This window comes from Cellulophaga sp. RHA19 (assembly GCF_002813425.1).
Taxonomy (GTDB): domain Bacteria; phylum Bacteroidota; class Bacteroidia; order Flavobacteriales; family Flavobacteriaceae; genus Cellulophaga.
Genome location: NZ_PHUL01000001.1, coordinates 105,955 through 119,178, shown reverse-complemented (window position 1 = coordinate 119,178; position 13,224 = coordinate 105,955). Strand labels below are relative to the sequence as shown.

The 13,224-nt window shown below is 33.1% G+C and carries 9 protein-coding genes and 3 pseudogenes; all 12 read right to left on the bottom strand.

What is annotated here, in order from left to right; translation table 11 throughout:
- Positions 1–7 precede the first annotated feature (7 nt).
- The 12 genes and pseudogenes from AX016_RS00520 to AX016_RS00465 all read right to left on the bottom strand — a co-directional run bounded on the left by AX016_RS00520 (position 8) and on the right by AX016_RS00465 (position 13,222).
- Positions 8–973: a YpdA family putative bacillithiol disulfide reductase gene (locus tag AX016_RS00520; RefSeq protein ID WP_100893734.1), complete on the bottom strand. Its 966-nt coding sequence runs from the start codon at positions 971–973 to the stop codon at positions 8–10.
- Complete coding sequence (rpe, locus tag AX016_RS00515; protein WP_100893733.1) at positions 973–1,632, bottom strand: ribulose-phosphate 3-epimerase; 660 nt, start codon at positions 1,630–1,632, stop codon at positions 973–975. The genes AX016_RS00520 and rpe overlap by 1 nt, the downstream gene beginning before the upstream one ends.
- 266 nt (positions 1,633–1,898) lie before the next feature.
- Positions 1,899–2,453, bottom strand: a complete 555-nt coding sequence (locus AX016_RS00510) for a hypothetical protein (RefSeq protein WP_100893732.1) — start codon at positions 2,451–2,453, stop codon at positions 1,899–1,901.
- A 190-nt stretch (positions 2,454–2,643) separates the two neighbouring features.
- Positions 2,644–2,832, bottom strand: a complete 189-nt coding sequence (locus AX016_RS00505) for a hypothetical protein (protein ID WP_100893731.1) — start codon at positions 2,830–2,832, stop codon at positions 2,644–2,646.
- A gap of 78 nt (positions 2,833–2,910) precedes the next feature.
- Positions 2,911–3,063: pseudogene (locus tag AX016_RS00500) on the bottom strand (RHS repeat-associated core domain-containing protein); the annotation flags it as partial.
- Positions 3,064–3,500: 437 nt separating this feature from the next.
- Positions 3,501–3,968, bottom strand: coding sequence for a hypothetical protein (locus AX016_RS00495; RefSeq protein WP_100893730.1), 468 nt, complete (start codon positions 3,966–3,968; stop codon positions 3,501–3,503).
- A 35-nt stretch (positions 3,969–4,003) separates the two neighbouring features.
- A pseudogene (locus AX016_RS17325) lies at positions 4,004–4,630 on the bottom strand (RHS repeat-associated core domain-containing protein); the annotation flags it as partial.
- Between the two features lie 417 nt (positions 4,631–5,047).
- Complete coding sequence (locus tag AX016_RS00485) at positions 5,048–5,965, bottom strand: hypothetical protein (protein ID WP_100893729.1); 918 nt, start codon at positions 5,963–5,965, stop codon at positions 5,048–5,050.
- Positions 5,965–6,534 (bottom strand): annotated as a pseudogene (locus tag AX016_RS00480) (RHS repeat-associated core domain-containing protein); the annotation flags it as partial. The gene AX016_RS00485 and the pseudogene AX016_RS00480, both read right to left, overlap by 1 nt.
- A gap of 186 nt (positions 6,535–6,720) precedes the next feature.
- The gene (locus AX016_RS00475) at positions 6,721–7,362 is read right to left on the bottom strand and encodes an Imm43 family immunity protein (protein ID WP_100893727.1); all 642 of its coding nucleotides are present in this window, start codon (positions 7,360–7,362) and stop codon (positions 6,721–6,723) included.
- 1 nt (position 7,363) lies between these two features.
- Positions 7,364–11,851, bottom strand: a complete 4,488-nt coding sequence (locus tag AX016_RS00470; RefSeq protein ID WP_100893726.1) for a DUF6531 domain-containing protein — start codon at positions 11,849–11,851, stop codon at positions 7,364–7,366.
- 3 nt (positions 11,852–11,854) lie between these two features.
- Complete coding sequence (locus AX016_RS00465; protein WP_100893725.1) at positions 11,855–13,222, bottom strand: hypothetical protein; 1,368 nt, start codon at positions 13,220–13,222, stop codon at positions 11,855–11,857.
- Between the last annotated feature and the right edge of the window lie 2 nt (positions 13,223–13,224).

Genomic DNA, 13,224 nt, shown 5'->3' with positions numbered 1-13,224 from the left:
ATAATTATTATTTCTTTTGTAGTATAGTGCTAATTATTTTTTTAGCGTGAATTCTAGAATTTTCTATAAACCATTTGTGCGTTTCCATACCACCACAAATTACACCAGCTAAATAAACGTTACTTAAATTGGTTTCCATTGTGTCTGTGTTGTGTGTTGGTATCTTTTTTGCATCGTTAGACAAGGTGATGCCCATTTTGGTAAGAAAATCAAAATTTGGTCTATAGCCAGTTAATGCTAAAACATAGTCGTTTTGTAAGGTAATAGCACCATCAACAGTTTTAACTGTTAGTTGGGTCTCTTTAATTTCTGTAATATTGGCATTATAAATTACTTTTATACTACCTTCTTCTATGCGGTTAATAATATCTGGGCGTACCCAATATTTTACGCGTTGACCAACTTCTGCGCCACGAATAATTAAAGTTACTTCTGCACCTTTACGCCAGCATTCTAAAGCGGCATCTATGGATGAGTTACTTGCGCCAACAACTGCTACTTTTTGTTTAGAGAAATAATGCGGATTGTTATAGTAATGGGTGACTTTTGGTAAGTCTTCTCCCGGAATATTTAATTTATTAGGTATATCGTAAAAACCAGTAGCTATTATTACGTTATTTGCAGTGTAAGTTGTCTTACTGGTTTTTACAATATAATAAGTAGTGTCTTTGGTGACATTAGTTACTTTTTCAAATAAATTAATGTCTAAATCATTGCTACTTACAATTCTTCTGTAGTATTCTAAAGCTTCTTCTTTTTTAGGTTTAGCTTCATTACTGATAAAAGGAATGTTGTCTATTTCTAGTTTTTCGGATGATGAAAAAAATTGCATTTTAGCAGGGTAATTGTATAACGAGTTTACAATACACCCTTTTTCTAAAATAAGATAAGAAAGTCCGTTTTTTTTAGCTTCTAATCCGCAGGCAATACCAATAGGTCCGCCGCCAATAATTATAACATCAAATAAATTCACTAGCCTATAAGTTCTTTTAAGTTTTTAATTGTAGCTGTTGGGTTATCACTTTTAAAAACAAAACTACCAGCAACAAGTACATCTGCACCTGCGTCTACTAAAGCTTTTGCATTTTTAGAAGTAACACCGCCATCTATCTCTATAAGGGTTTTTGCATTTTTCTTAATAATTAATTCTTTTAATGCTTTTACCTTATTGTAAGTGTTTTCTATAAAAGATTGTCCTCCAAAACCAGGATTAACACTCATTAAGCATACAACATCAATATCATTAATAATATCTTCTAATAAATGTACGCCTGTGTGAGGGTTTAAGGCAACGCCAGCCATCATACCTTCAGCTTTAATTGCTTGTAAAGTTCTATGTAAATGTGTACAAGCTTCATAATGTACAGATAATACATTTGCTCCTAACTCTGCAAAGGTTTTTATGTACCTATCTGGGTCTACAATCATTAAATGTACATCTAATGTTTTTGTAGCGTGCTGTGCTATACTTTTTAACACAGGCATACCGTAAGATATGTTAGGAACAAAAACGCCGTCCATAATGTCTATATGGTGCCAATCTGCCTCACTATTGTTTACCATTTCTACATCTCTCTGTAGGTTTCCAAAGTCTGCTGCTAATAAAGAAGGTGCAATTTTATTGTTGCTCATTTTGTTTTAGATTGATATTTATGCAAAAGTACGCATTTGGTGTAAATTGATATAGTGTAAATGTGGCTTTATATTTTGTTTAAGAGTAATTTAAAATTTGTGTTTTTATAAGGTACTATAAACTATTAAAATAGTACTGTTGAATTACTTAAAATACAAAAAGCTATCTAATTTACTAGATAGCTTTTGTTGTTTGTTTTATAATAACTTATGCTTTGCGGTAGGAGCAAGATGCTTGCGCTAGCGGGGTTAATTTAGCGGTTAAATTATGAATATTGCCAAAACCCAGCTATTATTTTTTTTGTTTCATTTTGTTCATATAAGTACAAAGCTCCATAGTTAAAAGGATAGTTATCAATTAACAAATCATCGCTATATCCTTCTTCATCTATTTGCAATAAGTAAAAATAACCGTCTTTATTTAGTTCTTTATAATAATAATCTTTATGTTGGATAAAATTTGGTGTTCCGCCAGCTTTTACTATAAAAAAATCATTTTCATTAGCCTTGTCTAAATAGTTGGTTATTGAATTAATGGATATATCATTATTCCTTTTTTCCTCCAATAAACCTTCTTCAGAGTAATTATGTTCAATTACTTTCACTTCTATGTTTGGATATATATTTTTTTCTATACGCGTATCAAAATCTTTGTGTATTAAAATTGATAGCATATAATTTTCCTTTCGAGGATGTACTATTGTTGCATAAAAAAGATAATTTTCAGGAATTATGTCCTCTATTAATATAGGTGGATTTCCCCCAATCCTACCTCTAATATTTTTGTCATATGGTATGCATTTAGAAAATTTTTCTTTCATTTGTATTTGATTTAATTTCTTAATGAGTGTTTAAGAATCCGTTTTTCTTAGCGAATTCTAATGCATTTTCTCTAAGTTGCATAGATAGTTGAGTTGCATATCGCTTTGCATTTGTTGGTTCCCATCCTCTATGTAATAAACCTTGATAGATACCTTTTCTTGTTAGTGCGGTATTTCTATTAATGTTTTGTTAAGCACTTTGTCCTTTTAGATTAGTTCCCCCTAATTTATATTTCTGTTGAAGCTTAGAAATATTTTTATGCATATTAGGCTCTGTTAAAGCTATAGATGGGTTTTGTTTACCAATGGAAGAACTACGTCCAATATTATGATTTTGTTTTAACCAAGCACTTTGAAGGAGTTCATGACCAGACAACATATCACCTTTGTGTACAGGGCCTGTTATGTCGGAATAAGCACCTAATTGAAATTCGCCAGCTAACCCAAAAACATCTACTCAACTATTACTATCGCTTACATACGCATAAAAGTTTGGTTCACCACTTGCCAGCCCAATAGGGTCTTGGCTTATATACGTACCACTATCTGGTGAGTAATACCTAAACCTGTTGTAACACAGCTCTAGGTCATCATCAAAATACTGGCCTTGGTATCTAAAGGGTAAACTGCAAAAGAACTTTTGGTAACTACACTAATTACCACTGCCTAAAAATACAAAAAGCTACCTAATTTACTAGATAGCTTTTGTTGTTTGTTTTTTTGTAGAACTTATGCTGTACGGCACAAGCAAGATGCTTGCGCTAGCGCAGTACTATCTATAATTTTATGTCTTTGAGACATTGCTTAGAGATAACAAATAGCATTTCAAATATTAAAGAAAATTAGACACACTTCACAGAAGTGCCCCAAAGTTTCGGGTATGTATCTCGAGTGGTTTTATATAAATGAGACTTTAACAAATTGAACTGTCTTTTCAGTTACTTGTTATAAAAAAAATAGCTTTTTGAGACAGTCTTTTAAATATGTAAAGTGTATAACATATTGTCTGATTAAATTAATAAAATCGACATCTTTTTCTCCAATTAATTATTTGATTTTTTTATAAAAAACGTCATTTTCTATATTTAATATAAAAGTTTCCAAACTTATACTATTCTGATTAACATAATCAATAGCAACTTTAAAAGAATCTATTGAGGCATTATCAAAACCAAGAAAACCTCCAACTAAATACTTTCCGAAAGTGTGTGAGTTAGCATCTTCATTTAGAAACCAACTACCATTATATTTTTGAACAAAAACTTCTCCTATAAAGTAACCTAAAATAGATGTAATCCAATTTTTATCTTCATCTTCAATTTTTTGATTCTTAAGATAGTCACTGAGTGAAGGTATAAACCTTTGAGCCTCCAAAAGGACTAAATGGGGCTCGTCATATCCTAAATCTTCTATAAACTCCTTCAAAATAGGCATTCTTTCTTTTAGAAAATCGTCTAAGCCTTCTCTTCTTTTTTGAATTAAATTAATTTCTTCTTCGTTTAATTTATTTGACACTATATTAATATGTTAATAATTAAATGTATCACTTTTTATTGATGTATTACAGAAATTATACGATTTTTAGATAAAAAAGTACTTAATTCTAAACTCGATGGGGCATCTAGAAATATCCATCTTGGATCATACCCTTTTACATTATCTCTTAAATAAACATCTTTTAAAACTTGTTGTCGTATTTTTGGACTGAAGGGAACCTCATTAACTTTCACTTTACCCTCTACAGTTATATATCGGTTATAAGTTTTAACCTCTAAGGCCATAGTTCCATTTTTAGATGTTATATGGTGACCTGTATACCCTTCATTAGTCATAACAGAATTTAGTTGGCTGTTTGGAGTAGATTTTATAAGGTCTATTTCCGGTGCACTCCACGGTCTTGTTCCAGAGTGTCCGGCTTCTAGTAAAGCTTTCTCTTGCGCCCAAGCTCTATTAATACCAGTTTGCCACCCTCCACTTTGTGGAACATGAGAACTTGTAGCTCCCGTAATAGGATATGTTATAATCCCTGGAGTCAACCCAAAAACATCAATCCAACTATTACTGTCAGTTACATGCGCATAAAAGTTTGGTTCACCAGATGCCAACCTAATTGGGTCTTGACTTATATACGTACCACTATCAGGAGAGTAATACCTAAACCTGTTGTAACACAGCTCTAGGTCAACATCAAACTATTGGCCTTGGTATCTAAAGGTTAAACTGCAAAAGAACTTTTGGTAAATAAACTAATTACCACTGCTTAAAAATACAAAAAGCTACCTAATTTACTAGATAGCTTTTGTTGTTTGTTTTATAATAACTTATGCAGTAGGGCACAAGCAAGATGCTTGCGCTAGCGGGGGAGTAATACCTAAACCTGTTGTAACACAGCTCTAGGTCATCATCAAAATATTGGCCTTGGTATCTAAAGGGTAAACTGCAAAAGAACTTTTGGTAACTACACTAATTACCACAGTTTAAAAATACAAAAAGCTACCTAATTTACTAGATAGCTTTGCTGTTTGTTTTATAATAACTTATGGAGTAGGGCACAAGCAAGATGCTTGTGTTAGCGGGGACTTGTGCTAGCTGGCTTATTCAAATATTTTCACGTCACGACCTCTTTCATCTTTTATATATTTTTCAATTTCTTGAAAAGTATATTTCTTATTTGTTTTTACGGTTAAATCAATAAGTTTAAATTTTATATCTAAATTTTCATCATAACCTGTAGGAACAACTGGTGTTTTAGACATATTAGTGTCAAATAAAGCATTATTTATAGCAGGTATGTCTAATCCTAATTTTTCACGAACTTTAATTAGGTTTATTAATTCCATTGGGATTAGGCCGCTAGTCAAAAATTCTTCATTCTCCCATTTTTCACCACGTTGTAATCCTATTCCATTTAAATGATATTCGCAAAGCTCATCCCAATAATTGGATTCTATTTTAGTAAAATCATCCCAATTGTCAATAATTTTTTGATAAATACCATAGCCACTTCCATACTTTAAAATCAAGTCTTTTACTGGATTGTTTCCTGTCCATTTTTCAATTAAGAAATGTGCTAATTGTGTACTAGGATACACTTTTTGTTTTTTAAACTCTTTGTTGGATAAATTCTCTTGGTCTGTTAAATACGATAATGATTTTTTAAAAAGTAGTTTAATCAAATCTTCTCGTTCAACATATAAAGCATATTCATAAGTACCTTTTAAATGATCTATCCATTTATCATTAATATGTCCATAGGTCCAAAATACCGCAGTCCGCTCAAAATACTTCCAACAATCTTCATTCCCTTGAAATAAAAGATTTTTTGCTTTGATATGGGTGCAGTTTGGATTGCTATTTAATTTATGATAGAAAGTTTCGAAATTATACTTGTTCTTTTTGTAATTTTTAAATGAAAAAGAATACCTATTGTAAAATTCCTCATTACATAGTTCTTCATCTAAAAGTGAATTATACTCGTAATGCTTAATAGCTTTATTAATTAATTTCTTCATTAAGACTTGCACTTTAATTTAATGGAACGTTCATCTATATTAATTTGAAGGAGTTTATTTTTTAGTTTCCCATTTTGTTTGGCATCAATAATAATATCCATTAGGTTTTTCTGATAATTAGGCATATTCTTCCATCTACCATTTATGTTTCCAGAGATTTTACGAATATTTCTATCTGTCCATCCAGACATATCAGCTTTACTTCTCCAGTTACTTTTGCTCGTTTTTACCTCAATGACATTAATGTTGCCATCAGAAGTTTTAGTTATTAAATCGAAACCGTGACCAGAAGCATTTTGGACAGAACCTAAAACTTGATGTCCATTTTTAGATAAATATTTTGACGCAACTTTTTCTCCCCAATCACCCATTTTTACCCCGTCAACCATTTGGGTTACTAAACCTAAAGGGTCAACCCAACTATTACTATCTCTTACATACGCATAAAAGTTTGGTTCACCAGATGTCAACCCAATAGGTTCTTGGCTTATGTACGTACCACTATCTGGTGAGTAATGCCTAAACCGGTTGTAACACAGCTCTAGGTCATCATCAAAATATTGACCTTGGTATCTAAAGGGTAAACTGCAAAAGAACGTTTGGTAACTACATTAATTACCATTGCTTAAAAATACAAAAAGCTACCTAATTTACTAGATAGCTTTTGTTGTTTGTTTTTTTGTAGAATTTATGCGGTAGGGCACAAGCAAGATGCTTGTGCTAGCGGGGGAGTCATTTTAGAATATTACTACTACTTAATATTTATATTTTGCTCTGTGATAATTGATAAACTCATTTAATGAAAAAGAATCCAATCCTTTAAAATTTTCTATTAACTCTCTTTTAAGAGTATCTGAAGCAAAAAATGCTCTACTATAAAATGGTGATTTATAGAGAACAAATATATCTAAATGTTTAAGAAAGCTTAACTTGCTGTAATAATTATTTTTTACACCAGTAAACTGATCCTTTACATCTATAGTTTCTACATTTTGCCAATCAATAATACTATTATTATCTTCAAAAAAACGTAACATAACAAAATCATCATTAAGCAAAGTTCCTTTAAAATTATAAATAGAATGTTGAGAATATTCAAATAAATCTATATCTAATAAATTATTCTGTTTAAAAAAATCATAAAGTTTTTTTGATAAAATCCAAAACTTCCTATCTGCTATATATAAATCAAAATCAATTTTTTTAATTCCTTTAAAGATAGAAATTGTTGATAAGGGAAGGGTTTTATCTTTAGTAGGAGGTTTTCCATCTCTTTTATTTCTGTACTCATACCATCCTGAACTCCTTACTGGTAAATCAGGATCATTATTGTTAAACTTTTCTCCTATAAAAACATCGTAATAAATGTTATTTGTGATTACATTAATAGTATTCATCTTAATGAAATTGATTTAGATTTATTGCTTTTCCTGCATTTTTAGCACTCAAACCTTTAATTAAACTTTTTTGCAATTTACTTATAGCTTTTCTTGCTTGTTTCTTAGATATTCTATCATCATAAAAAGCATCTGCTATTGAAGAAACTCTGTTACCAGCAAAATCATTGTATGATTTATGACTGCCACTATGAAAATACTTAAGATTTAAATCATTTGCTACTCCTGAATTTTTAGGCATAAACAAACCATTAGCTACACCATCTTTAGGATTAAATCTTCCTGATTTGCCTAAGCCTATTTCATTAAAGAAATCTTGATTTTTGACCCAAACATCATGAGGTATAACATGATGTGCTTGATAATTACTCTTAACAAAATCATCTCCTATTGTTTTTCCTGCTTTGACAAGTCTATTTCCAAGAGTTCCACTTCCTTTACTTAACCCAAAAACATCAACCCAACTATTACTATCGCTTACATAAGCATAAAAGTTTGGCTCACCACTTGCAAGCCCAATTGGGTCTTGGCTTATGTACGTACCACTATCTGGTGAGTAATACCTAAACCTGTTGTAACACAGCTCTAGGTCAGCATCAAAATATTGGCCTTGGTATCTAAAGGGTATGAACGTTTTATCTCCTGTAAATTTAATTGCTTTTCCGTAAATATCCAACTCGCACGCCCATACTTTTTCACCTTCTTTATCATAAGCTTCTATAGGTGTTCCTAAATGGTCACTAACTATAGAAAAATACTCGCCATTAACCAATTTTGCTGTAGGTACAAAGCTCCCCTCATTAAATACCCATGTGGTGGCATTGTTAAACGGTTCTGGTTTATTATATGTTAATACGCCTGTGTTGTTTACTACCAGCTGCGGTCGGTCTTTAAGGTTGTACGTCCACTCATGCAAGGGTACGTTGCCATCCCATAAAAAACGTATAATATTATTGCCGTTTTTTACTAGTGGGTTTATTTTAGCGGTACGCCTGCCCAAGGCATCGTACTCAAAAGTAGTAAGTAGCCCTTCATTATTGCTTACTTTTTGTAAACTGCCATTGGCGTTCCAAACATATTCCCAAGTAAGTAGGTGGCTATTGTTATCATCTATTAAGTTAAATCCTCTTGCTTGTTTATTTTTCGCTGTTTTTTTTATGAGGTTGCCTTCGGCATCATACATATAGTTCCACTCTGGGTCTGCTAGTAATTTACCTCCTTTATCATAAGCATACCCACTGCGGTCTGCTGTTTTGTATAGGTTGCCTATACGGTCTGGTACTTTATAAATGGTTTCTGTTTGTTGGTAATTTGCTTGTGCTAAATTACCTAGTGCATCATAATTAAATGTAGTGGTTTTTCCGTTTACAATTAATTGCTCTAATTGGTTACTTGGGTTCCAACTGTATTGGCGTTTGCTAGGTTCGTAATTTTGGCTGTGTACGTGTAATTCTTTTATTCTACCAGCCTGGTCATAGTTTGTTTTTTGTGTTACGCCACCACTAAGCAAACGCTCTACTTCCCAGCCCATACTATTGTACTCAAAAGCAGCTTGCCATGTTGTTGCTTTGTCTTGTGCTGCATTGCTATTGATAAGCTCTCCTAGTGGGTTGTATTGGTTATTTAGTTGTGCACCTAAACTACTTTGCATTTGGGTACGTTGCCCAAAGTTATTATAGGTATTGGTAATTAGGTGGCCGTTTTGGCTTTCTTGTAACACATTGCCAACCGTATCTAATTGCAAGCGTACTTGGTTGTCTTGGTTTTCTGCTAGTATTAAGTTGCCATCTTTATCATAGCTAAACAACTCATACGTACCGTTACTATATTGTACAGTAGTTAACTGGCCTAAAGCATTGTAATTATAATTTGTAGTATGTAAGGGGCTAATGGTAGTTGTTACTTGGCCATTGGCGTCTCTACGGTATTTACGGCTAAGCCCATCAAAACCCCATTCGCCTATAATATTACCATTGCCATCTCGGCTAAAACGGTACAATTCACTGGCCTCATTACGTATGCTTTTTAGTTGCTCTTCTGTATCATAATAAAAAGTAACACTTTTACCATTTTCGGTACGCTTTTTTAAATGCCCTAGGCCCCAGTAGCTAAATTTTACGTTGCGTTTATGGTCTTTGGCAGTAAGCACACTACCAGCGGTGTTATACGTAAATTGGTGTACATTGCCAGTAGGTTCTATTAGTTTTAAAACATTACCAACCTTGTCATAATCATAGGTAGTTGTAGCCCCGTTGGCAGCAACTGTTTTTTGCACGCGCCCAAGACTATCATACGTCATATGCGTAGCAGTGCCGTTAGGCGAGTGTATGGTAGTTAAATTATGACTTTTATCCCATTCTAAAGTAGTGGTATTTTTGTTTTGATCTGTTATTTGGTATAGTTTACCTTTTTTGTAGTCTAGTTCTACAGAGCTACCGTTAGGGTACTCTATTTGTGTTACCTGCCCAAGATTGTTAAAGGTTCTTCTTAGGCTATTTCCTTGGTAGCTGGTATGGCTTACGAGCAAGTCTTGCTCATTGTAACCAAAACGTTCGGTATTGTCAAAAGCATTGGTAATGGCTATTAAATTACCTCTTTGGTCATAATTAAACTTGGTGCTATTGCCCATAGGATCTATGGTGAGTACTTTTTCTTCGTTTTCGTTATAGCGGTTTATGGTTACCCCGCCCATTGGGTCGGTTATTTTGGTTATGAGTAAACGGTCATCATACTCATAAACTGTAGTGTTGCCTAAAGAGTTGGTTACAATAGTTTTTCCTACTTTATAATCTAAATGGTATTCTAAAAGCCCTTCATCTCCCCAAGCGTGTATACATTTTGCATTTTCTCCTTTACCTTGGTATTCCCAATAAAAATTACCGCCTAACTGGTTGGTTAAATGAGATAATAAGCCATCTTTATAACGGAATGTTTTTTCTGCACTATTAACATCTATAACTTTATGTAGTAAGCCTTCTGAATTGTACTTGTAATTGTGGTTCCATACAAAGCCCTCCTGTGTTTCTAGTTCTATTGTGGTTAAAAGGTTAATATATTCTGGGTTGTTGTAACTAAATTTAAAAACACGTCCTGCGGTATCAGTCACAGAATCTATATTGTTATTAGCATTGTATTTTACGCTAATTTTATCTCCAATAGTATTTTTGATAAACGCTAGTTTACGGTTGCTGCCAAAGTGGTATTGTAGTTTATATTCGTCCTCTAAAACATACCCATTTTTAGTTTTATTCCATGTAAATTTTTCTATTGGGTGATACATAGTATCATGATCAGCTAAGGCAGGAAATGTAATAAAACGGCCATCTTCAATTCTTACAACAATATCTCCCTCTTGGTTTACATCACTATGGTAAACATCATAATTATGGTGCCACATTTTACCTAATGCGGATGTTGCTTGTATGTCACTATAGTAACGACGTGTAAATACAAAAGGGATGGCGCCAGGGAAACTAAATTCTTCATTTTCTGAAACTACACGTCCGGCAACAACATCTACAGGTTCTCCTACACATTTTGTTTTTGAAGATTTCTTTACTTCAACTTTTTTTACAGCCTTTTCTACATCGACTTTTTTTGCAGCTTTTTCTACATCAACTTTTTTTATAGCTTTTTCTACATCAACTTTTTTAATTGCTTTTTTTCCTCTTTTTAATAATTTCCCAAAACCTTTAAGTCCTAAATTTATCGCAAGGGCAAATAAATCTATAGTAGGAGGTCCACCAACTAAAACAGCCATACCTGCAGGAATAACAGTTATCATACTATCTGTGGGAGCCATTAATGTTAGCTTAGGTTTGCTTGCTTTTTTAGCTCTAAAAGGTGCAGGTATACCAACAACATTACAAGATAGTGCAGGTAAATATTGATAGGAGAAAGGGGCAGAATCTGCCATAACGGTACTACTACCCATAAACATTTCGCCTTGTGCCATAGGAGCAACTATTGGAGCAGGCCCGTGTGCTAAAACACCTGGTAAGTGTTGTATAGATGCACCAGCATTTGCAACCCATCTGTTATTTATTTTAACACTAGGCCTCATCATAGTTACAATAGCTCTAGCTACAGAACTTACAGTAATGGGTTGGGGTAGTTGCTCTTCGCCTTCAGCAACCTCTTCTTGTTCTTTTTCAGTGGGTGTTGGCAAAACAGAATTAATGGCAGCAAAAACTGCGGCTATCATATCATACACCATAAAAACATTAGGAACAGCGCACATAGGAGATGGTGGTACAACCGTAGAATGAAAATCTACACCTATGCCCATGTCAGAGAATTTACCAGCAGGTTGTCCTGGTATACTAGGCATTATTGCAGCTGCTAGGTCTTTCTGTAAACTATCTAACTGTGTTTTTTTTTCAGAAAATAATTCTCCAAAACTTTTTCCAGGCGCATGACCTACTGTTTTTTTAACCGCTTTTTCAGCTACTTTTTCAACAGTTTTAGTAGTTACTTTACTTAAAGCCATAATTTAATTTGTTGATGAAATTAATTCTTGCTCTTTTGGTAGAGGAGCATAATGTTGGTTTAGGTTTTCTTCAGCAGAAATTAGTTTTTTCCAATTTTTACCCAACCAAAGCTCCAGGTGTTCTTCTACAATAGGCCTTTTTTCATTTTCACCCAATATGTATTCTAAAATGTTATATGCTAAATTAGCTACATATAAAAACGTAGAGTTTTGGCGCGTTTGTAAGTCTAAATAGCAACCGCCATTTAGTGCTAATAGCGCATACTCAAAAGCATCTTCATATTTTTTCTTTTTCATTTGTATGGTAGCACATATTCTGTACGCTTCCATAATATAGAAATAGTCTAAATTTTTACTTGCCTTTTGCGCTATTTCTTCATAAACCTCAAAAGCATCTTCTTCTTCACTAAGGCTTAACAGAAAAGCAGCCTTAAATAGCATACTAGACCTCCATAATGGATAGTATTGTGAAGATGTTTTTATTGTGTCTGTTAATACAATAGCTTTTTCTATATGTTTAAGTCCTTTTTTAGGTTCTTTAATTGTGTTGTATGCGTGTGATACAATTAAATAACTAGATACTAGTACTGAGGGTTCTCCTAATTGTTTTGCTTCTGTAAAAAGACGATCTATTAACGGAAGCATTTTTTTCTCCTTAGGTAAAGCTTCCATTAATTCTAATACGGTTAGTTTGTATTTAGCATCTGGACTATGAGGTTGGCTACCTTTAACCTCTTTTTTCATTTCATTCTTCATAGCCGCAAGCATATTTAACTGCGGGTGAATTTCATAAACTTTTGATCGTGTTTTTCTTTTAAAAGATTTTAAATGTCTTTCTTTAGCAATATCTATAGCCACAAATCTAATAGCAGTAGGGGTATCTTTTTTTAGCATATCATGTATCCAATCTCCAAAGCCTTGTTGGTGCATTCCTAAACCAAACTGAATAATTAAAGATGGGTCTATGCCAATTAACGCTTTTTTAAAGCGTTCTATCTCTAAAAGAAGGTTAGAAAATGTAGGTGCAAGTTTTGTATTTGGAACAAAAGGCGTTTTAAGATAGTTATCTTTAATTAAAGCCTTATGTATATCGTATTTAGGGTCATTATCTAGATTAAACCAATCTGTAAATTCTGACCATAAATGTTTTTCATATTCTTCATCTTCTGTGTAAACTGAATTAAATTTAAGTATAACCTCTTCTGTTTCTCCTAGCGCAGAACCTTCTATGTCTAAAAAATGACTTATAATTTCAATATCTGAATATTCAGCTACCCAAACGGCTAGTTTCCATTCTTTATGCGTCAGAGCTTCTTTCCAGTACTCTTGTACCTTATAGTATTGGTGTGCTATAGATTTGTTCTCGCTCATGC